Genomic DNA, 22,393 nt, shown 5'->3' with positions numbered 1-22,393 from the left:
TTACTGACTGTTCTTTCCCAATTTTACAAGTTTGGCACTTTAATAACATCCCCAATACGCAGTTGTGTAGAAGGTTTCATATCATTTAGCTCTGCAAGCTCGTTACTCGCAATCCCATATTTGCTTGCCAAACGAATCAAAGAATCACCACTTTTCACTTTATACTCTGTGACTAACTTTGGAATACGAATGCTTTGACCACGTTGTAAGCCTGTACGACCATTGAGATTATTTAACTTAGCCAACTCATTCGCTGAAATCCCTAAGCGGTTTGCAATCAGATTTAAAGACTCTCCTGATTTCACCGTATAAGTTTCTGTATTTTGCGTTGAACGTGTGGTTTTGCTCGTTGCTAGATTCTCTGTTTCTTTAGATACTGCGCCTTTACTGGGTAATTCCCCATCAATTTTTAAACGCTGTCCTGCACGTAACTTGGCATTTTTAGCCAAACCATTCAGCTCTGTTAAAAACGCGAGTTGTAAATGATACTTCTGCGCAACCGAAGCTAGTGTTTCCCCAGCTTTTACAATATGAACATCTTTTTCAGCGCTACGGCTATTATTGACCACGTCTTCAGATTCAACAGACTTGGTTCTGCTTTGTACAGGTTCACCTGACAATTTTAGTTTTTGTCCAACAAACAAGCCTGCATTGGTACTCATGCCATTTAAATCAGCAACTTGACCCACAGACATATTATATTTACTGGCAACACTCGTCAGGCTATCTCCTGATTGCACAGTATAACTGTCTGGCACTGTACTTCCTTCAGGCACTTTAATGGTTTGGCCGACCAATAAACCTTTGGAAGTCGATAAATTATTTAGCTCAGCAAGCTCAGACAAACTGATTTTTGACTGTACAGCGATACTCGATAAAGTATCCCCACTTTTTACACGATAATTTTCAGTTTTATAACGGGTTTGCGCTTGCACATTTTTAAATTTAGTCTGATCAACAATTTTAGACTCAATTTTGTCAACACGTTGTTCAACCTCTTGTACAGGAACATTAATTTTTTGCCCTGCATATAAATTCCCCACTTCCAAGCCTGGTGTTAAATCTGCCAATTCTTGTACTGACAAGGCATAACGATCCGCGATCACTTTGAGATATTCACCACGTTTCACCACATAAGGCTTTGTCTTAATTTTAGCTTCAGGCTTGCTTGTATCAGAACGAACTAAAGTTTTATTGAGTGCAGAGAGTTTATCGCTACCATTGTCTTTGAGGTGCAGCTTTTGACCCACAAATAAATTACTGGTGGTAGTCAAATTGTTATAACTTGCTAATTGTGATACAGACAAATTAAATTGATTGGCAACACCAATTAAACTGTCATTCGGTTTAACTGTATATGTGGCAGGCATGCTATCCACTTTTTTACTTGAGCTTTCAACATCTTGTGGTTTAGCGTCATATAAATATAAAGTTGCACCAACAAATAAAGTTCCATTTGGATCGACTTGGTTCCATTTGGCAATGTCACGCCAATTTACCCCATTTTTCATGGCAATCAATGCCAAAGTATCGCCCGCCAATACCGTATAGGTACTGCGCTTACCTTTTGGTGGCACCACAACCACTTCACTTTCCGTTTTTTCAAACTTTTTGTCTTGATTGAGTTTTGCTTCATCCGCACTGATCGCTGTAGGTTCAGCCAAACCTTTTGGATAAGCAAAACCAACTGTGTTTTCCCGACCCTGTTGCTCTGCAACGGATTGACTTGTTTGAATAGCAGTTAACTTAATTTTACCATCATAAGGGTCAACAATTTCTGTCCCTTGTGGTGCAATGGCTTTGATTTCTTTAACGACTTCATCTTTTTCAGCTTGCGTTGCTTGTGGTTCAACCACTTGCTTTACCGTTAACTTTTCATCGTCTGCTTTCACTGCAGCTGCAATCTGTTCACGTTCCTGTGCCGATAACGGTGGTTCAACAGTCACAGGTTTTACATTGCTTGCTTGAGTGATTGCAACAGGAATACGTGGTGCACTTGGTACAGTGGCATCTGCCGCAAATGCAGCCAAGGCCGATGATCCTTGCGGCGTTGTTTTCAACGTCGTAGGTGATGGTGTTGTCGTTGGCACTGTACTCGTTACAGCTTTCGCAGACTGAACAGGTGCTGTACTTGCAATTAACGCGGGTGGATTCGTAGTTGCAGGCGTAATCGGTGTACCTGTATTTGCAGGGACATAGGTAGGTGCAGGAACATAAGCAGGTGCCGTATTTGCCCAATAACCGCCTGTACTAGACTGTAGTTTTTTTAATTTCGCATCGATAGTCGGGTTTAAATCCGCAGGAATTAAAATCTTCATTGGACTTGAAGGATCTATAATTTCACCTCGATGCCCTGGATTTAACGCATACAATTCTGCACGACTTAAACCTGTGGTTGCAGCAATTTGATTTAACTGTACACCCGCAGGCACAGAAACTTCCCTAAAATGCGGACGGTTGGCAATAGGAGGTAAAGTTACCCCATATTTTTGTGGATTTTTAACAATTTGTGCCACGGCCAAGAAGCGTGGGACATAGTTCATAGTTTCTTGCGGCAAACGTAATGACCAATAATCTGTCGGTAGACCCGCTGCTTCATTACGATTAATTGCTTGTTGAATACGACCTGGACCTGCATTATATGCAGCAAGTGCCAATTCCCAAGAACCAAATTGATTATATAAGCTACCTAAAAATTCATAAGCTGCACGCGTCGACTCAACGACATCACGACGACCATCATAAGCACTTGTTTGTCTTAAACCGTAAATTTTCCCTGTACTTGGAATAAACTGCCACATTCCCGCTGCCGCTGCACTACTGGTTGCGGCAGGATCATAAGAACTTTCAATAATCGGTAATAACGCTAATTCTGTAGGTAAACCACGGCGCTCAGCTTCTTTTACAGTATGATACAAATAACGAGATGCACGCGCACTCAAACGGTCAATATACGGTTGACGTGCTGCAAACCAACTACGCTGAGCATCAATACGAGGGTCCCAACGATCTTCATTCATTTTAAAACCAACGGACATACGTTTCCATACATCACCATGTTTTAAAATCAATAAACGATCACCTTCCACTGCACGCATATCAGTTGCAGACAGTAGATCTTCTAAAGAATCTAAACTGCTTGCATCTAACATTCCTGTTTGCTTACTCGTTTGTGTCTTGGTCACAGTTTGCGAAGAAGAACACCCTGTCATTAACCCAATGGCAGCCAGTGCTGATGTCATGAATGATAATTTAAATAAAGCAGAAGAATTAGGCTGCCACGCAATTGTGGTTGGTTTAGACATACAGGGTTCCGAACATCAAAATATAGTAAATTATTTTATCTATGCCATTTTAGTAGAGCATCTGACTCATACAAGGCACTTATTGCAAGCAAAATGCTTACAAATGTTACAAAAAATTAAAAAAATCGCCGTTCTGCCCGTTGAAAGGCGCGATTTGCGTATACAATAAATTCTTCGCTCGTTATGTTCAACACTAAATTCAATTTCATTGGTTATCACTATGTCTCAAACAATCACGCTTTATGTAGATGGTGCATGTAAAGGCAACCCCGGACTTGGGGGTTGGGGTGCATATATCATTACAGCAACAGAAGAACATAAACTCTGTGGGGGTGAGCTTGAAACAACCAATAACCGTATGGAACTATCAGCAGCCATTCAAGGGATTGCCTTTTGTCCAAAAGAAGCAAAATTGGTTCTTTGGACAGATTCCAACTACGTCAAACGCGGCATCACGGAGTGGATTGAAGGTTGGAAAAAGAAAAACTGGAAAGATGTGAAAAATCCAGACCTTTGGAAAGAACTTGATGCAACCTGCAAAGATCGTGATATTGAATGGAATTGGATCAAAGGACATGCGGGACACGCGGGCAATGAAATGGCAGATCAACTTGCCAACTTAGGTGCAGCAAATACGGCCAAAGGCATAACCACACCACAAATCACCACGGTTCAAAAAACAGTGACACAGGCAAATACTCCCATGACTGAAGATAAAAAAAAAGTTGAAACAGATTGGCTTTTAGACGACCCCTTTGGTTTTGATTTGACTGATCAAGATATGCCTGATGAATTTGAAAACACTGAAATAACCGATGCCTCAGAGACGACATCAGTCATGCATGAAGTGAACTATACAACCGATGACAGCGATTCATCTCAAATAACAGGCTCTAATGCTCTAGTACAGCAAAATCAAGTGCATGAAACTATCAGCCCAAGTACTTCATCACATCCACAGATTGTCATTACTCCGAAAAAACTCGATATACAGGGTCCGCGCCAATTGATCTTGGATACAGAAACCACAGGTTTTTATTTTCAAGATAGCGACCGAATTATCGAGGTCGGTGCGATTGAAATGATCAATCGTAAACTAACAGGTAGCTCAATTCATATTTATATTAACCCTGAAAAACCTGTGGGCGACTCAGAAGCAATTCACGGCATCACCGATGAGTTTTTAAAAGATAAACCGAAATACAATGACATTGCACAAGTCTTATTTGACTATCTAAAAGGCAGCGAAATCATTGCACATAATGCAAGCTTCGATATGAACTTCTTAGATATGGAGTTTAAACGTAGTGGTTTCGTCGCATTGTCTGAGGTGTGTACTGTCACCGATACTTTAGCCATGGCAAAAAGTAAGCATCCAGGACAAAAAAACTCCTTAGATGCCTTGGTTCGCCGTTATGAAATTCCGCAAAGGGATCGTACTTTCCACGGTGCATTACTGGATGCGGAAATTTTATCTGACGTCTATTTAGCGATGACGGGTGGACAAGTCTCTTTTGATATGGACGCTTTGTCGAATGACGATGAATTTTCCAATGATGCACAAGTACGTCAAAAAATCGATCTAGACGCACCTGTCATTCTAGCTTCAGCAGCAGAACTTGAAGCACATCAAACATGGATGGATGAATATCAAGAAAAAAATGGCACAGCCTGCCTCTTTGCCCGTTGATAAAGTTAATATCGCATCTTTCTTATATTTTGCTTTTGGGTAAATCACATGCAATTCGTTATGCAAGACATAGAAACTATGGCAATGATGGCATAAGTCTATTGTAAAAGCTGCGCATTTAAGCGATATTAAAATCTAAAAATTAGTCTTTAAGATAAAGACTAAAAAACTAAAACATGTATTTTTTATCAGGGGGCTTTGATGTCTTATCAAACATCAATTTATTTCGATCCAACGGCTTTATTAATAATAAAAAATGAAGTGGATAACTCGATTCAATTGGTAGAGTCTGCTGTCAGCAGTTTGGTTGAAGATCAAACATTGCCTTTTGGTATTGATGATGCACTGAATCAGTTTGAGCAATGTGCACATGTCATTCGTTTAATTGACATGCCACAACTTGCGCAACTGACTGAATACGCTGCTGAACTAATGCGTAAAATCATGCAAGATCCACAAAATATCAAAACCTCAGACGTACTTGCGCTCAGCGAAGGCACCACCATGCTGAAGCGTTTTATTGAGTTTACTTGCTTACGCGAAGTCAAAGTTCATCAGTTTCTATTAGACACCTTAAACCGTTTAGAATTAGCGTTGGGTAAACCACTGACACAAGATGGTGAAAGTATTGCACCACTTTTAGACTGTGTCGTGCCAAACTTAGAGCTTCAAGCTGCACCTGAACTTGAAAAGTCTGCTTATGTACATAAGCTGTATAAAATTTGCTTGAATAATTTGCTTAAACAACAAGAATCACCACTTGATTTTCAAGGTTTACAACTCGTTGGTTCATATCTGTCTTATTTGTCAGAAGCAACAGCCACTGCACAATATTGGAAATTGGTTGCCAATGCCTTACAAAACATTAAAGATCTTATTTTAAGTGATGCACGTTTACGCACACTCATTCAAATCGAAACACATATCGCTGCATTTCTACAAGATCCACAACAATTCAATGTCAACACTCTTGAAATTGCCAACGTAATCAGCTTATGTATTAGCCAAGACAATGATCTCTCACAATACCTACGTGAAAAAATCAATGCAGGCGATGACATTTTAACAGACAACCAGTTACAAGTATTCAGCCGCCATTTATATGGTCCTGATTTTGAAACGATTCATACTGCAAGTAAGCTCATTACCGATGAAATGAGTGAAATTCGTAATGATATCGAATATAACTACGAAAATATGTCAGATGAAAAAACGGCCGAACTTAAGAATAAATTACTCGCTTTAGTCAATATTTTCAAAGTATTAAACTTAAATGAAGCAGCAAATGAACTCACACAACAAGCGGCTTTGTTATCTGATCATACCTCGTTAAGTAATGAAAACTATGCCCAACAATTAATGAATAGCATTTTATCTGCGATGAATTCTATTGGGATCTTAGAGCGTAATTACACCTCCAATCGCTTACAACTACGTGTCAATAATCTACACATTTCACTTGATCGTTTAGATGATGCACATACAGTTTTATTGGCAGAAAGTAAAGTTCAAATCGATGCAACGAGTCAAACTTTAGTGCAATATATCTCTGAACAGAACAATGAACATATTGCCAATATTCCTATGCAGTTAAAAGAAATCAGTGGTGCAATGCTGTTCTTAGGTTCACAAGAAAGTCAAAAAACTTTACTTGATAGCGCAGATTTTGTAGAAGCACAACTGTCTCAACAAGCGATATTAAACCCACAACAAGTACAAGCTTTGTTAGAAATTCTAGCAAGTGCCGATATGATGATTGATAATTTACAAAATAAACAACCTGTTTTACAGTCGATGTTTGATATAGCATTGAACAGTAGCCAAAACTTAAAAGCGACTGCCTAATGTGTAATCAAGATACTAATTTATCACTTGCCTATATTTTTCATCATCACCAACTTTTAGTCGATGATCATTTCCAACTTCCCAAAGTTGAGCAGCTGGCAAGTGATTTAGTATTTCATTCAGGTGATCAAATCATCGCCCGAGACTTATTTGTTGAAGAAAATATTCCTACAGGCTATCAACTGGTTCCCATTCGTCAGCTCATTTCACAGTGGACAAAAGTGCAGTTTGAGCAAGCCAGTCGGGCATTACAACTGTTAGAATGGCGTCGTAATCATAAGTTTTGTAGCCATTGTGGTCATGAAACCGAAGTTCATCCAACCGAATATGCCATGGTCTGTCCTGCATGCCGTTATCACCAATACCCTCGTGTACAGCCATGTATCATTACCGTGATTACCCGTGGAAAAGATGAAATTTTATTGGCAAAAAATGCTAAAAATACCAGCAATATGTATGGTTTAATTGCAGGCTTTGTCGAAGTGGGTGAAACCCTTGAAGAAGCGGTGGAACGCGAAACACTTGAAGAAGTGGGTATTAAAGTCAAGAATATTCAGTATTTAGCGAGCCAACCTTGGCCTTTCCCAAGCAATCTGATGTTAGCCTTTAAAGCCGAATATGAATCAGGCGAGCTTGTACTACAAGAAGAAGAAATTAGTGATGCAAAATTCTTTAAATTTGATGCATTACCTGAGATTCCCATTTCAGGCAGTATCGCCCATGCCATGATAGAACATGTCATTTTCAATAAAAAAATGCCTGAGTAATTCAGGCATTTTGCTTTTTCTTCATTCAAGCGATACATTTAAAGTCTTTCAAAAGTCTGATCCAATGCCTTGATAATCTCGGAACGCGTCCGATAAAAACGGCTGAATAAACTGGAAATACTGCCCATAATTGAAACGTGTCCTGTTTTGGGGATCACACAGATTTGGCAATGATTACCCAAAGCTTCAAGCTTATTTTTCAAATCAAAACTATTGGTATCTTTCACAATTTGATCATTTTCAGCCAAAAACAAATAGTGCTGCACTTCATTTTTTTCAACAAAATAATACGGCATCACATGTTGATACGGCGTATCTTGATCAAAGGCATGTCCTGCTAAAGGATCACCTTTATAATCAAAATGATAAGGCCCTGCTATCCCAATAATCGCTTTAATCTGTGTCTTGATTGCAGATTGAAACCGTTGAGGATGATACAACAATGAAGCAATATTAAATGCCCCCGCAGAATGCCCCATTAAGGCAATATTTTGTGTCGAAATCCCCAATCGCATCTGTTGTTGCTCTAAAAAATTGAGTGCAATTGCCAAGTCATCCACATAAGTTGGAAACTTAAACTGTGGTGCAAGATGATAATTTAAGACAGCAACATCATAGCCATAACGACTAAAAGCCTCACCGACAAACTTATAAGCACTTTTATCTCCATGGCTCCAAGCTCCGCCATGTACAAATATAATCAAAGGCTTATTTTGTTTTTGCTCCGAAATATACAAATCCAAGCGTTGTCTTGCTTTTAATCCATAGGCAATATTGGCATGCAGTTGATAACCTTTCTTAGGTGTCAAACCATTAATCGTGATACTCGCAAGATCATACAGTCGAAAATCTGCATAAAATGCTTTAAACGCTTGGATTTTTTTCAACACGAATTGTTGTTTGTCTTGAAAATTACGGCTGAACATTGCTACTCGGCTCTACAGCATCAGGATCTATCGCTACAGGGGTTTGCACATCAGGCTGAGCATTGGATCCCGTTGGCGCAACGGTAAAAGATGAATTTTGCATCTGACGATTTGCGATTTCTACATTATCTAAAAGCGTAACAATTCGGGTAATATTGCCAACTTTTTGCAGTACGTCATTTAAATCATTACTTTCAGCATTATTTAAACGCCCCATGACATACAACACGCCATCTTCAGTATGTACGAGCACCTTATTGTCTGAAACTACAGGCGCTTTCATGATCAAACCACGCGTATTTGCAGTCACTGAAGCATCTTGCATGATCGTCCCATAACTGATCTGATTACCTACTGTAATATAGTTATGTACAGCTTTTACATCACTCATCGCGCGGACATTATCTTCAGCAAGTTGCTTTAAATGTGCGTCAGGCACTTGCCCTGTCAGCAACACATTGCTATGGAAACTGTTAATATTGATACGGGATTGTTTAAATCTCGAATCTAATTTATATAAATTAATTTTTGCAGTACGTTCAATGGAAGAATCAATAAATACCTGACCCAGTGATCTTACTCCGCTTTCTGTTCCTACAGGCGTACTGCCCGTCCCCCCAGAGATGAAGCTTGCACATCCAGATAAACTTGCTACACACAACATTGTAATGACAATTCGGTTTAACACTCAGCAAGACTCCTCATTGAAATCATTATTTCTATCTTTTATAAGCAATTATGCTTAAATTTCAGTCACAGATTAATCAAGTCTGCATCTAAAGTAAATGCATTTTCAATCCACTGTAGATCATACGAGATTTTTGAAAAGTCATGCTGTACATTTTTTGCAATTTCTTGATGAAAATCAAAACAAACTACATCAAAACGATAATAAAAATCCTGAAATTCTGCATGATCTTGTAAAAACTTTAAGCTTGTTTTCACAATTTTGCGTTGTTTGGCCAGTGTAATGACTTCCAAAGCAGTGCCATATTCAGTTTTGGCACGAGCTTTCACCTCAACAAAAATCAGTTCATTGGCTTTTTGTACAATGAGATCTATTTCACCACATCGGGCATAATAATTTTTATACAGTAAAACAAAACCATGTTGCTCAAGCACATTCAGTGCCATCTGCTCTGCCCATTCACCGAGCTGTTGTCTTAAAGGTTTAACTTTAAGTCTCATAACGTTGCCCCATTTGAACGATTAAGCGAGTGCTAAACTTGTACCCGTACTTATAAAACACATCGGCCGACGCTTAATTTGCTGATGTTCAAAATGAATTTCTCCAGTACGTCCATGAAAATCTATCGTAGATTGCTTAGATTGAGCTAAATAAATTTGAGCAATTTGCCAAGCATCACCGCCAAAGGCATATAAGCGTTGATATGGCATAGGCGTTGGATTTTGCTGATAAGCCGTTAGAACATCTTTCCAATCAGGAAGATAAAGAGAAGGTACATCACAAAATTTTATACCTTTGGGTAAAGGCTGACTATCTTCTACGGCGAGTGCTTGCATATATAGATTACGAACGGGTAATTTTTTCAACTGACGAATCCAAGCATAATTACCCAATAATAATAAGCCTTCATTTTTCACCATTTTCGTAGGTATATTGTTGAGGATTTCAATTTGCCCTTGGAATTGTTGTGAAACCGCATTCAAAAATGCTTTATTTTCTTCAATAGTTTCAGGTTGTTGTAAAATATATAATTTATTGATTTGATCTGCCTGCATCGTACGCATCAGAGCGGCGGCATCCTCTTTTTTTGACAAACTAAATTGCATGACATTAGGGTGTTTAATGGTCACTTCATTTAAAGCCAATACAGGCACTTTAGGTGCAAGTTTAACAATCTCCTCTACATCATGACGTGCCAAAGGCCCAATGATCATCTGCGTGTGCTGATCGACTTGTTGTTTTAACACAGCACTCATAGATTTTTGGTCACTATTGACAAATTTTAAAACTGTTTTTGCCCCCATTGCCTGATATGCAGTCGATATTCCCAGTTTAATACTACTACTCGCTCGCGCCAAAGGCCCTGTTTCGGGTAAAATAACCAACACATCTGCATGTGCCATCCACATCATGCTCATCAAACCAAGACCGAGTACGATCTGTCTATAATTCACTTTTTTATTCTTAATCATGGAGAACCCCTTATGAGTGCTCAGTTATTTGTTGTAGCGACCCCAATTGGGCACTTAGATGACATGACCTTTCGTGCCATTGAAGTCTTAAAATCTGTTTCTGTCGTTGCGGCAGAAGATACACGCCAATCTGCACAACTTTTAAAGCATTATAATATCTCAACACCATTAACCGCATGTCATGATCATAATGAAAGTAACAAAATTAATATACTGATTGAACGACTCAAAAATGGTGAAGATATCGCTTTAGTCAGTGATGCAGGTACTCCTTTGATCAGTGACCCTGGCTTTAAACTGGTCCGTGCCGCACAAGAAAATCATATCCGTGTTATTCCTGTACCGGGCGCATGTGCAGCGATTGCCGCGCTGAGTGCTGTGGGTTTACCCAGTGATCGCTTTAGTTTTGAAGGTTTTTTACCCTCTAAACAATCACAACGCATGTTGCAACTCGAAAAGTTAAAACATGAAACACAAACCTTGATTATCTATGAAGCACCACATCGTATTTTAGATTGTGTCAAAGATATGGTTGAGGTCTTTGGTGCAGAACGTCCTGTCGGTTTTGCAAGAGAAATTACCAAAACCTTTGAAACCATAAAAAAAATGACTTTAGCAGAATTACTGGCATTCATTGAAAATGATCATCATCAACAAAAAGGTGAAATTGTGCTAGTCATTGGCGGTGCAACACAAGAGCATGATGTAAATCAAGAAAAGCTAGACAAATTACTTTTGCGTTTGCTTGAGGATTTATCCGTTAAAGCGGCATCACAACTGGCCGCCGATTTGACTGGAATCAAGAAAAAAGTGGCATATCAACGTGCTTTAGAACTCACACAGCAAGATTAATTTTATCTTAATTCGAGTTATTTTTTACTTTCTATTTCACATGATTTAAAAAGGTAAAAGCATCAACAAATTGTAATATTGAAATCGATAAAGCCTATTACACCACATTTCAATATTACAATTTAAAACCCGACCAATTTAGTATAAATTATTTTAAAATACATATTCTTATATTAAATATAAATTAAAAACCAATATTTATAGCTCACTTGTTTTTTAGCCATTTTCAAATCATTTCTTTTCATATATGATGAATTTATAGCCGAAAAAATATCTATATTTTTGTAATAACTATAAGGAGAATTTTATGACTTTTCAAAATATTTTAGTCCCTGTTGATGGTTCTGAAACATCACTTGCTGCAGTGCCTGAAGCTGTAGAAATCGCTAAAAAATTTAATGCTCATGTGACTGTTGTCCAAGTCATGACTCTAGATCCTTATATTGCCAATGAATATATGGTGCATGGTCAAAGTAACCAATTGATCGAACGTGCGCGCAATTATATTTTAGATAACTTAGAAACAGCGAAAGCGAAATTTAAAGAGCAAGGGGTCGATGTAGAAGTTAAATTGCTCGAAGGTGAAAATATTGCCAAAGCAATTGCCAATGCCACTGAAGAACTAAAATCAGACCTTGTCATCGTCAGTTCTCACGGACGTAGTGGTTTTAAAAAGCTACTGATTGGAAGTGTGGCGCAAAGCTTATTGACGACTGTAAATGTCCCCGTTCTGATTGTAAAACACGCTTAATCAATTGATTTTATATTAAAAACATCTCTATCTCCGTATAGAGATGTTTTTTGATTTAGACTACCCATAAAAGGAGAGGTCCAAATAAAATCATCGCTCCTAAAAACATCCATGAATAATAAAATGGTACTAAACAATTAATTTTCGGATAAGGCATAAACACATACACCTGACCACGTTTTTTGACTTTTTCTATATGTTTTTCAACTCTTTTCTTACTGAGTGCTCCTGCGGCTAAACCGAGATAATTCATTCGTTTAGCTGTATACATTTGCCCATTGATTTCAAAAGTATATTGCCCTTGTAAATGATACACATCTCCGACTTGCGAATAATTTGCATAGCAACTCAGTTGCAAATTTTTCACGGGTAGTTTTCTCCCAAAGAGATAACATAGCGTATCTAAACTCAACCCAATACATGTATATAAAGTGACAAATAATCCGATATAAAAAATCAGTGTTTGCTGCATTTTATTTCAAGGTTGCCATGCATATTTTTTCATATTTACTTTTCCATCTAACACGACAATACTTTCAGCCAACAATTTAGCTTGCTGAATATTCATCCCTTGCTCGTCCAATGTATGGGTACTTATTTTTCCCTGAGCATTAATCACCCGATACCAAGGAACATCATGCCCCGCTTCCAACTGTCCTAAAACTCGCCCAACCAACCGCGCATGCCTAGGTAATCCTGCCAATTTGGCAATTTGCCCATAACTTGCAACTTTTCCATAGGGAATTTGTACCACAACAGCGATGATCATTTGCGTCAATTCAGCAGTCGATGCAGATGAATTTTGAGTAATCATTGGCTTAAACACACTCTAATTTTATATTTTGGCAAATGTATTAAAAAAAATACTGTTTTAGTCTTAAATCATATTGAACAACAAAAACATAGAGTACTACAAATGAAAGGAATCTTCAGTAAACTCATGCTTTCTACAGCATTAAGTTTGGGCTTTGCCACAACCGCAAGTCTACCTAGTCAGGCTTTTGCAGCAATAGATATTCAGAGTGTGTTACAACAAGAGCGCACATGGGCGGGTTTACAATCCAAACGCCTCAAAGTAGGTGAAATCGATTGGGCATATAGTGAAGGTGGACAAGCCGGTAAACCGACCTTGATGTTAGTGCACGGTTTAGCAGGCAGTCGAGACAATTGGAATCGTTTGGCTCGTTATTTAACCCCTTATTATCATGTCATTATTCCAGATCTACCCGGTCAAGGTGACAGCAAAGTCGCTGCAGATTTTGACTATACTATTCCAAATATGACTGAAAAATTACGCCGTTTTGCTGAAGCTGCAAAAATTGAACAAGGTTTACACGTTGCAGGTCATAGTATGGGAGGCTCTATTGCACTCCTCTATGCAGCACAATATCCCGTCGATACCAAATCTCTGTTTTTAGTAGATAGTGCAGGTGTATTTAAATCTGCAAATACACCTTATTTGAAAGATCCAACCACTTTACGCAGTATGATTGTGGCGAAAAAAGGAGATTTAGACAAAGTGCTAAGCATTGCAACTGCACTCCCGCCTTTTATCCCCAATGAACTCAAAGAAGCTCAAGAAAAGTTAATGATTTCACAAGCAGCGAACAATGCCAAACTTGTGGAACAGTTGATTTTAATGTCAAAAGTATATACGCCAGAAACGTTTGCTTTAGCAGCACGTTCCATTGATCAGCCTGTGCTCATCGCATGGGGAGACAAAGATAAAGTCATTAATGTTGAAGCTGCAGCTGAACTTAAGTCTTTATTGAAAAATGCCAAAGAGCCATTGATCTTGAAAGGTGTAGGACATATGCCCATCATGGAACAAGAACAATTATTAGTTCAACCTTATCTAAACTTTCTGAATGGCTTAAAATAAATCACCAAAAGCAGTAGAAAACAACTACTGCTTCACACTTAAAAAGCTATAATTACTAAAATTACGCAATTTTATTGTTTAAAAATACCACAAAATAACCTTTTTTGAAGAAATTTCACACAAAATAAGCACTCTATTTTATGAAAGTATTGTGAAAATTATAGAAATTTATTATTGTTAAGCGATTAAATAATTTAAAAAACGATAAAGAATTCTTGATTGGGGAATACACATGAGTGATGTCATTTTAGAACATGAAGTTTTAAGATGTTTTAACGAACACTTACATCCATTGGCTAAAAATTTAACTGAAATGTTAAATGAGCATTTTAGTCATCAAACTGAACGCCGAGGTTGTGGCTATACTCAAGCAACACGTGTAGTGGCTGAGTTTATCAACTCAGAACAAGATGAAATTGACTTCAAAGACTTTAAAATATTTGATCAATACGATACTAAAGCGCTGAGAACGATTTTAGCCAATGCAACTGCACACGGTTTAGAACTAAAAACATGGCGCAATTTAGACATTAATGCTGAAGTACATGCATTTTTAGCAAAACATCAAGATCGTGATGATCCGTTCATTAGTGCATTAGCCAATGAAGTTGCTTTTCAAGCCAAACTCCGTAATATCCATGAACATGTCGAAAAAGAAGAAAGTAAGCTACTGTGCCAATTCTTAGAAGATATTATTTTACGTAAAGATCCTCAGGACGTAGACAGTTTAGAACTTAAAAATCTGAGTGAAAAACCGAAAGTGGGTTCTTGCCCAATGGCAGAAAACTTTTTCCTTAAAATTGCGCATGGTCGCATGTTACGTCAAGGCAACATTAATATTTTTGTAGATAAGAATGAAAAACCAATTTTGATGGAAAAAATCAAAATGGGCGATGACCATTCTTGTATTAATCTCGTGCCTTTAATTATTAATGGTATTCGTATTCCCCTTGGCAGCTTATTTTCGGTATATTATGACGAAGAGACGATTGCCAAACGTCCCAATAAAAACTTCAAAGGTCATGTCATTTCTGTGCATGATGTGATTGGTTTTTGGTTTTTACGTTTAACGACTTTGGCGATTTCCCCTGAAAATAGAGCGCGTGCATTTACTTCGCATTTTAAACAACAAATTGATAATGGTTTATTTAGCCCAGAAACAACTGAGCTTAAACAACTGATTGCCGTTGCTCAAGAACAGATTTAGTTGAGAATACTTCATGTTAAAAGCTTGCTATTCACCTCAATATTTTGCAAAAACGCATACGAATAGCATGGAAAAACTAACTGCTGTTGCACAAGTACTTGAAGCAGATGAAATGGCCGAGTTGGTTGATCCTGAAAGTATCGATCCCAAAATTTTATATGGTATTCATGACCCCGCTTATGTACAAGCATTTGTCCAAGGTAAAAAACCACTTGCCACCATGCAAGGCTTTAAACAATGGAGTTTACAATTTAGGGAAGCAATTTTAGCCGTTCAATCAGGTCAACTTTTAGCCACAGAAATTGCATTCAAAGAAGGCATAGCAGCCAATATTGCACAAGGTTTTCATCATGCTGTTTATGAGCATGGTAATGCCTATTGTACTTTCAACGGCTTAGCCTTGATCGCACAACAATATCCGCATAAAAAAATCTTTGTGCTTGATTGTGACCAACACGGTGGTAATGGCACAGCAGAATATACGCTAAGATTTGAAAATTTGTTTAATTTTAGTATTTATGCTTTGGCATTTGGGTGTGCGACTTATGAACGCAGTATCACACGGCATATCCATAATAAAAAGGGATCATTTGAGCAATATGCTGAAGCGGTCGTGGATGGGTTTGAACATGCTTTGGCATGGCAAGCGGATTTAATCGTCTATCAAGCAGGTATGGACTGTCATCAAAATGACCGTTGTGGTTCAAAGTGGTTCAGTACTGAAATGCTCTATGAACGAGATTTAATGGTATTTAAATTGGCTAAAAAATACAATTTACCCATTATGTTTGTTTTAGCTGGTGGTTATCAGAAATTAGATGATTTAGTTCCTTTACACGTCAATACCTTTAAAGCAGCCAATACGGTGTACTTTCCATCTACTAATTAAATGATTTTTGTCATTAAAAAAACCGAATGTAAAAACATTCGGTTTTTTTATGTTGAACACAATACTCAACTTTAGAAATTACTTGGATTTTCCAAACGTTTTACTTCTTGTGCTTTATCTGGACGGTGTACAGAGGCAACACCATCATCTGATTTTTTATCAACTAAAGCTTCAGGGTTATAAATCGTAATTGTTTCATGACCTTCAGCGTCTTCACCAACAATATATTTTACGCCTTTACGGTTCATTTTATGACACATACGCTGATACCAACCTTTGAAACCTTGCTTTTCTTCATTCGGGTTGTAATAAAAAGCATTCATCACCGCAGGCAAACCTAGACCACAAACAATACCTGAGAGCAATACGCTAATAAACGTATAACCAATTAAAATACTACTATAATCACGTAATTCAGGAATGTTTGCGACAGCTAAGATCAAGGCAAGCGAAATACCACCACGTACCCCACCCCAAGATAGAATCGCTAAACTGCCATTATAGCTCTTGTGTCTGAAAGAAGGAAAAAATGCAAAAGCCAAATAGTTTGCTGCAAAACGAGATAAATGTAACGCAAAGAAAGCAAAGATCCCTCCTAAAATCAAACTTGTACTCAAGTCTAAAATAAAAATCTCAAGACCAATTAAGGTAAATAAGAAAGAATTAATAATGCCTTCAACAGTATGCCAGAAATGATTAACTTCACGAATTTCACGCTCTTGTAAAATTTCTTTCCATTTATTTCCAACAATCAAACCACCGATTACACAGGCAATAGGTGCAGAAGCATGAGCAAACAACGCCACAAGATATGAACCACATGCCAGTAGCGCTGTGGTTAAAATCAAAGACTCCATTTCATGTTTACCACGCAGTAAACGTAAAATGCCTAGACCAAATGCCCAACCGATAATTACAGCAACCACAATTTCATAGAGCAGGGTTTGCAAAGTTGCAACCAAACTAAAGTGTTCACCTTCCAACACATTCAGTAAAGTCATAAAAACGGCGATACACATCGCATCATTAAATAACGATTCGCCTTCAAGTTTAACCATTAAATGATGTGGCGCACGTACCGAACTAAGTACACCTTTAATCCCGATCGGGTCAGTCGCACCCAATGCTGAACCCAATAATAACAACACCAAAATAGGTACAGGATTACCAATCAAATACTGAAAGCCAAAAACTATGCCTGCAAAAAACACCGCACAAAGTACCAAGGCAATGGTCGCCAAGATACTAATGGGTTTCCAATGCACTTTTAAGTCAGATACTTTAAACTTCAATGCAGAGGAAGTTAAAATAAAACAAATTACACCATTGACCAAAAAGTCATAAAAATCAATATGTCTAACCGCTTCTTCAATATTATGAATATTAATGGAGATAAATTGATTGCCATTTAGCAAACTCGCTCCCCATTGCAAAATAAAGACAAATATCGCTGAAACCAACGGTACTCCAATGGCTTGTGGAAACCCTAAAATTCGCTTATTAAAAATGGTAGTTGCAATGGATAAAGCAAAAACGACTGTCAAGACTTGTAGAAAAAAATAATTACCCATGCTTACCCTTTTTCAGTTTTTAATATATGTGAACAACTACAACCTAATCATTTTTAAAATGAATCAAGAAATAAAAGTGATTTTTTAAATCTATATAATTTTACAAAGAAATGCCAACAAGTGCCCGTAAAAAATATTTTTTTTAACATAAATCTCAAGTTGCAACATCATTTCTAATAAAAGCGTTTAAAAGCGAGTTTGAAATCGGTATTATCAAATTTTGCAATTTTTTATGACTGTATGCGTTTTAAAATCATCTTCCGATATTTTTATGCAGCGTTGATTGGTATTGTCAGTACTTTACTGATTTGGACAACTCTAGTTAAAACCTATGAAGCTTTCACTGCACATCAAGTCACCCCTCAATACACGCATTTAGCGAGCACACCCCTTAAAGAATTGCGCTTGGTCAGTAACAACCAAAAGCCTGATGAAAAAATATTTATTATCCTACCCAACCAAGGCTATATCTTCACAATATCATGTGAACACTATATGAATAGCTTATGTACAAATGCAGATAATCAACATTATTTGCGTCAAATTAAAACGTTAGATTTAGTTCATTACGGTAAATATCATTATATTCAAAATGTTAAGTATCAAAATACACAAAATCTCGAGACAAAAAGCTTTCATTTTGACAATCAACAAATTCATCAATTTTATACAACAGATATAGAAAGCCTAAAATTTCAATTGATTTTATTATGGTTTTTTAGTCTATTTGCACTCTATGTCTGTATTCGAATAGTGCGTGATTTTCAAACCTTTTTAAATAAATAAAGGAAAGTTTTACTTTCCTTTATTTATATATGAACCGACATTTTATTGAAAAGTATCACAACTATTCATGTCACCTGTTTTTAAACCTGTTTGAAACCATTGCATCCGTTGTTGGCTGGTTCCATGTGTAAAGCTATCCGGTACTGCATAACCACGTGCTTTTTTCTGTAAATAATCATCCCCAATTTTCTCAGCAGCATCCATCGCTTCTTCCACATCACCTTGTTCAAGGAACTGAGTTTTTTGATGGGTTTTATTTGCCCAAACACCTGCCAAACAATCTGCTTGTAATTCTAAACGCACTGATAATTGATTGCCCTGTGCCTCACTCGCACGCTGGCGTGCTTGCTGCACTTGTCCTGAAATACCCAAAAGATTTTGTACATGATGCCCCACTTCGTGAGCAATCACATAGGCTTGTGCAAAATCTCCAGCTTCATCTTGAGCACTTAGCTCTGATTGATTTTGTTCACCAGAGATTCCCATTTGCTGACGCATATCTTTGAAAAATTGCGTATCGATATATACTTTTTGATCTGCTGGACAATAGAATGGTCCCATTGCTGACTGCGCTGCACCACAGCCTGAATTGGTTGCCCCACTAAACATCACCAATTTAGGTGCAGCATATTGTGCACCTTGTGCCTGAAAAATGGGGGTCCAAACATCTTCAGTATCGGCAAGTACCGTACCGACAAAGTCTGACACTTCTTGTTGCTCAGGCGTTAAATTTTCAGGTGCAACTTGTTGGCTTTGTCCACTTGAAGTCACTTGTTTGGTTGCTTGATACGCCTGTTGTGGATCAACACCAAAAAATTTCCAAGCCACAAAAGCCACAATTAAGCCCAAAATACTGATTCCACCTGCTTTTGCCCCACCGCCGCCACGGCGATCTTCGACATTGCTACTTACTCGACGACCTTTCCAACGCATAGCCTTATCCTTATTTTTTATAAAATTCTTTCTATTTTAATGATATTTTCTCAATTAAACCGTTTCAGATTGCCCACGAATTTTTTGAACAATATTCACCAAAATAAGAACAATAAAACCCGCCACGATACCAATACCCAAATTAATCAACGTTGGCGTCATTGCACCAATGATTGAACCCACGGTAGGAATATGTTGAACCTGATCAACTGTTTGTTCAGTAAAATGATGCAAAGCGGAAATACCATGTGAAATAATCCCGCCACCCACTAAAAACATCGCAATCGTACCCACAATAGACAAAGTTTTCATTAATATCGGTGCAAATGCAAGTAAACCACGACCAATACTTTTCTTTAAGTTCGATGCTTGCTCCGTTAAATACACACCTAAGTCATCAATTTTTACAATCATCGCCACAAAACCATAAACACCAACAGTCATGATAATTGAAATCACAGTTAATACTAAAACTTTCGTCATAAAAGGTTGAGTCGCGACTGTCCCTAATGAAATCACCACAATTTCTGCAGATAAAATAAAATCTGTACGAACCGCGCCTTTAATTTTGTCTTTTTCAAATTTTTCTAAATCTGTTTCAACAGCATCAAATTCAGCCTTGGCTGTATCTGCCGTTTTTGCTTTTTTATGCATGATCGTATGAATAACTTTTTCCACACCTTCATAACATAAAAACAGACCACCAATAATCAGTAATGGCGTAATCAACCAAGGTGCAATCACACTGATTAAAAGTGCTAAAGGTACAAGAATCAATTTATTGATAAATGAGCCTTTTGCCACCCCCCACACCACAGGAATTTCTCGTTCAGAACGAACGCCTGTCACTTGCTGTGCATTAAGTGCTAAATCATCGCCTAAAACCCCTGCTGTTTTCTTGGCGGCCATTTTACTCATCACTGCAACATCATCTAACACCGTGGCAATATCATCTAATAATAATAACAAGCTACTCGCCATCTTTTTATCCTAATCTGTATTTCTGTATATTTTAATCAAGTTTTAAAATGCTTTATATAAGCACATGTATTTTTATATATCATTTTTGAAATTTTTATATTTTGCAATCAAGTGGATTTTTTCGCTGACATAAAAAAAAATTATGCCGTACAATGTGGGCATATTATTTAGCAACAACAGATGTCGTCGCTTACGGCTGTGGAATATATAATGAGTAATCAAGACAATCGTCCTATTATTTTAACGGGCGACCGTCCAACTGGACAACTTCATTTAGGACATTTTGTAGGTTCACTACGTTCACGTGTAGGGTTACAAGATTCCCATCATCAGCATTTACTTTTAGCAGATGCACAAGCACTGACAGATAATGCGGACAATTTTGAAAAAGTTCGCCGTAATATTATTGAAGTTGCAACAGATTATTTAGCGGTCGGTATTGATCCAATAAAAACCACGATTTGTGTACAATCTTGTTTGCCTGCACTCAATGAATTGACCATGCTGTATCTCAATTTCGTGACTGTTTCACGCTTAGAGCGCAATCCAACCATTAAGTCTGAAATTCAACTACGTGGTTTTGAACGTGATATTCCAGCAGGCTTTTTATGCTACCCTGTCGCACAAGCTGCTGATATAACTGCATTTAAAGCAACTGTCGTGCCTGTAGGTGAAGACCAAATTCCAATGATTGAACAAACCAACGAAATTGTTCGTCGTTTAAATCGTCAAATTGGTCATGAGGTTTTACCTGAATGTAAAGCTCTTTTATCTAATATGAGTCGCTTACCAGGTTTTGATGGTAAAGCAAAAATGTCTAAATCTTTAGGCAATACCATTGTATTAGATGCTTCGGATAAAGACATTAAAAAAGCAGTAAATGCAATGTATACCGATCCAAACCATCTTCGTATCGAAGATCCTGGTCAAGTTGAAGGTAATATTGTATTTACCTATTTAGACGCTTTTGATCCAAATAAAGAAGAAGTTGAAGAACTTAAAGCACATTATCGTCGCGGCGGTTTAGGCGATGGTACAGTGAAAAAACGCCTTGAAGGTGTGTTAAAAGAATTGATTAGCCCGATTCGTGAACGCCGTATGGAACTTGCAAAAGATCCTGATTACATTATGGATATCTTGAAAACAGGTACAGATAAGTGCCGCATTATCACTCAAGATACACTGGATGAAATCAAAAATGGTTTAGGTGTTTTTCACTTTTAAGTTATAAATAAATTGCTCAATAAAAAAGCCTTTCGATTGAAAGGCTTTTTTATATTAGAGGCTAAAGAAACATAAATCTCTTAATATTTAACGTTTATTAACATGACTTAACGCTAAAACTAATGAAGTATCTATTGAGTAGTATTATTATTTATCTCAAGTTATGAACCATCCCCAAAGTTCATAACATTTCTCCTTAACCGAATTTGTAGCTACAAATTCGTTGTTCTACGCAATGATCACCCCAATCATTGCGTATTTTTTTAAGATAAAAAATAATATACTCTTTTCCCTTTAGTTCTAATGAACTTAAATAAAAATAATCGGTAATTTTAACAACCCTTATCAATAATCTTTTTAAATATCAGCGCCATACATTCCTTGTAAGGGTGATTACGCTTTCATCTAGTTATGTATAATTTATAATCTAGTTTTTAAATAATTACAAATTTTTTCCGTTGTCGTGTACACCATCACTAAAAAACAATAACTTATTGATTTACAATTATTATTAATAAAAAAAATATTGTCAACATTGAAATAACCATATAAACTAGCTTTATTAATAGAATTAATTCATCATTTGGCAGTTGCCAAATATTAAAAACTCATCACAAAAATAAA

At 37.3% G+C, this 22,393-nt stretch carries 21 protein-coding genes; 11 read left to right on the top strand and 10 right to left on the bottom strand.

The window, feature by feature from the left end; translation table 11 throughout:
• Nucleotides 1-23: 23 nt before the first annotated feature.
• Nucleotides 24-3,305, bottom strand: a complete 3,282-nt coding sequence (locus HX129_RS06310) for a lytic transglycosylase (protein WP_286436084.1) — start codon at nt 3,303-3,305, stop codon at nt 24-26.
• On the opposite strand from HX129_RS06310, the gene HX129_RS06305 reads away from it, so the two are divergent.
• The 4 genes from HX129_RS06305 (at nt 3,241) to nudC (ending at nt 7,607) form a co-directional block, all read left to right on the top strand.
• On the top strand, nt 3,241-3,474 hold the full coding sequence (locus HX129_RS06305) for a hypothetical protein (RefSeq protein WP_286433215.1): 234 nt from the start codon (nt 3,241-3,243) through the stop codon (nt 3,472-3,474). The two genes, HX129_RS06310 and HX129_RS06305, sit on opposite strands and share 65 nt — an antisense overlap.
• A gap of 51 nt (nt 3,475-3,525) precedes the next feature.
• The gene (gene dnaQ, locus HX129_RS06300) at nt 3,526-4,995 is read left to right on the top strand and encodes a DNA polymerase III subunit epsilon (RefSeq protein ID WP_286433052.1); all 1,470 of its coding nucleotides are present in this window, start codon (nt 3,526-3,528) and stop codon (nt 4,993-4,995) included.
• 201 nt (nt 4,996-5,196) lie between these two features.
• Complete coding sequence (locus HX129_RS06295; protein ID WP_174493038.1) at nt 5,197-6,840, top strand: chemotaxis protein; 1,644 nt, start codon at nt 5,197-5,199, stop codon at nt 6,838-6,840.
• Nucleotides 6,840-7,607: an NAD(+) diphosphatase gene (gene nudC / locus HX129_RS06290; RefSeq protein WP_286436083.1), complete on the top strand. Its 768-nt coding sequence runs from the start codon at nt 6,840-6,842 to the stop codon at nt 7,605-7,607. Before HX129_RS06295 ends, nudC begins: the two co-directional genes overlap by 1 nt.
• A 38-nt stretch (nt 7,608-7,645) precedes the next feature.
• Here the strand turns inward: nudC and HX129_RS06285 are convergent, their stop codons facing one another.
• The 4 genes from HX129_RS06285 to HX129_RS06270 all read right to left on the bottom strand — a co-directional run bounded on the left by HX129_RS06285 (nt 7,646) and on the right by HX129_RS06270 (nt 10,693).
• Nucleotides 7,646-8,533, bottom strand: a complete 888-nt coding sequence (locus HX129_RS06285; RefSeq protein ID WP_180044875.1) for an alpha/beta hydrolase — start codon at nt 8,531-8,533, stop codon at nt 7,646-7,648.
• The gene (locus HX129_RS06280) at nt 8,520-9,221 is read right to left on the bottom strand and encodes a BON domain-containing protein (protein WP_130072881.1); all 702 of its coding nucleotides are present in this window, start codon (nt 9,219-9,221) and stop codon (nt 8,520-8,522) included. Before HX129_RS06280 ends, HX129_RS06285 begins: the two co-directional genes overlap by 14 nt.
• Nucleotides 9,222-9,286: 65 nt before the next feature.
• On the bottom strand, nt 9,287-9,721 hold the full coding sequence (locus HX129_RS06275) for a YraN family protein (protein ID WP_130072882.1): 435 nt from the start codon (nt 9,719-9,721) through the stop codon (nt 9,287-9,289).
• A gap of 21 nt (nt 9,722-9,742) precedes the next feature.
• Entirely contained in the window at nt 9,743-10,693 is a 951-nt protein-coding gene (locus HX129_RS06270; protein ID WP_286433054.1) for a penicillin-binding protein activator, read from the bottom strand.
• Nucleotides 10,694-10,705: 12 nt separating this feature from the next.
• Here HX129_RS06270 and rsmI point away from each other — a divergent pair, with 12 nt between their 5' ends.
• Both rsmI and HX129_RS06260 read left to right on the top strand, forming a co-directional pair.
• Nucleotides 10,706-11,545, top strand: a complete 840-nt coding sequence (gene rsmI / locus HX129_RS06265) for a 16S rRNA (cytidine(1402)-2'-O)-methyltransferase (protein WP_130072884.1) — start codon at nt 10,706-10,708, stop codon at nt 11,543-11,545.
• A 307-nt stretch (nt 11,546-11,852) separates the two neighbouring features.
• Nucleotides 11,853-12,296 carry a universal stress protein gene (locus HX129_RS06260; RefSeq protein WP_286433055.1) on the top strand — a complete coding sequence of 148 codons (444 nt, stop codon included), beginning with the start codon at nt 11,853-11,855 and terminating at the stop codon, nt 12,294-12,296.
• Between the two features lie 55 nt (nt 12,297-12,351).
• Here HX129_RS06260 and HX129_RS06255 read toward each other — a convergent pair whose 3' ends face one another.
• Entirely contained in the window at nt 12,352-12,663 is a 312-nt protein-coding gene (locus HX129_RS06255) for a hypothetical protein (protein WP_286433056.1), read from the bottom strand.
• Between the two features lie 111 nt (nt 12,664-12,774).
• Complete coding sequence (locus tag HX129_RS06250) at nt 12,775-13,110, bottom strand: MGMT family protein (RefSeq protein WP_130072887.1); 336 nt, start codon at nt 13,108-13,110, stop codon at nt 12,775-12,777.
• Nucleotides 13,111-13,212: 102 nt separating this feature from the next.
• Here HX129_RS06250 and HX129_RS06245 point away from each other — a divergent pair, with 102 nt between their 5' ends.
• From HX129_RS06245 to HX129_RS06235, 3 genes are all read left to right on the top strand, one after another.
• On the top strand, nt 13,213-14,178 hold the full coding sequence (locus HX129_RS06245) for an alpha/beta fold hydrolase (RefSeq protein ID WP_286433057.1): 966 nt from the start codon (nt 13,213-13,215) through the stop codon (nt 14,176-14,178).
• Nucleotides 14,179-14,410: 232 nt separating this feature from the next.
• The gene (locus HX129_RS06240; RefSeq protein ID WP_130072889.1) at nt 14,411-15,385 is read left to right on the top strand and encodes a hypothetical protein; all 975 of its coding nucleotides are present in this window, start codon (nt 14,411-14,413) and stop codon (nt 15,383-15,385) included.
• A 13-nt stretch (nt 15,386-15,398) separates the two neighbouring features.
• Nucleotides 15,399-16,274, top strand: a complete 876-nt coding sequence (locus HX129_RS06235; protein WP_130072890.1) for an arginase family protein — start codon at nt 15,399-15,401, stop codon at nt 16,272-16,274.
• Nucleotides 16,275-16,345: 71 nt separating this feature from the next.
• Here HX129_RS06235 and HX129_RS06230 read toward each other — a convergent pair whose 3' ends face one another.
• The gene (locus tag HX129_RS06230; RefSeq protein ID WP_174493045.1) at nt 16,346-17,845 is read right to left on the bottom strand and encodes a cation:proton antiporter; all 1,500 of its coding nucleotides are present in this window, start codon (nt 17,843-17,845) and stop codon (nt 16,346-16,348) included.
• Between the two features lie 240 nt (nt 17,846-18,085).
• Between HX129_RS06230 and HX129_RS06225 the strand changes: the two genes are divergently transcribed.
• The gene (locus tag HX129_RS06225; RefSeq protein WP_286436082.1) at nt 18,086-18,631 is read left to right on the top strand and encodes a hypothetical protein; all 546 of its coding nucleotides are present in this window, start codon (nt 18,086-18,088) and stop codon (nt 18,629-18,631) included.
• A gap of 42 nt (nt 18,632-18,673) precedes the next feature.
• On the opposite strand, the gene ypfJ is transcribed toward HX129_RS06225, so the two are convergent.
• Together ypfJ and HX129_RS06215 are read right to left on the bottom strand one after the other, a co-directional pair.
• A complete protein-coding gene (ypfJ, locus tag HX129_RS06220) occupies nt 18,674-19,564 on the bottom strand; it encodes a KPN_02809 family neutral zinc metallopeptidase (protein WP_130072893.1) in 891 nt (296 codons plus the stop codon).
• A 54-nt stretch (nt 19,565-19,618) separates the two neighbouring features.
• On the bottom strand, nt 19,619-20,545 hold the full coding sequence (locus HX129_RS06215; protein WP_130072894.1) for a DUF808 domain-containing protein: 927 nt from the start codon (nt 20,543-20,545) through the stop codon (nt 19,619-19,621).
• A gap of 210 nt (nt 20,546-20,755) precedes the next feature.
• Between HX129_RS06215 and trpS the strand changes: the two genes are divergently transcribed.
• A complete protein-coding gene (trpS, locus tag HX129_RS06210; protein WP_286436081.1) occupies nt 20,756-21,769 on the top strand; it encodes a tryptophan--tRNA ligase in 1,014 nt (337 codons plus the stop codon).
• Nucleotides 21,770-22,393: the final 624 nt, after the last annotated feature.

The organism is Acinetobacter sp. 251-1 (assembly GCF_030329305.1).
Taxonomy (GTDB): domain Bacteria; phylum Pseudomonadota; class Gammaproteobacteria; order Pseudomonadales; family Moraxellaceae; genus Acinetobacter; species Acinetobacter piscicola_A.
Note: the sequence above shows the minus strand (reverse complement) of the source record. Positions and strands in the feature narration are given on the sequence as shown.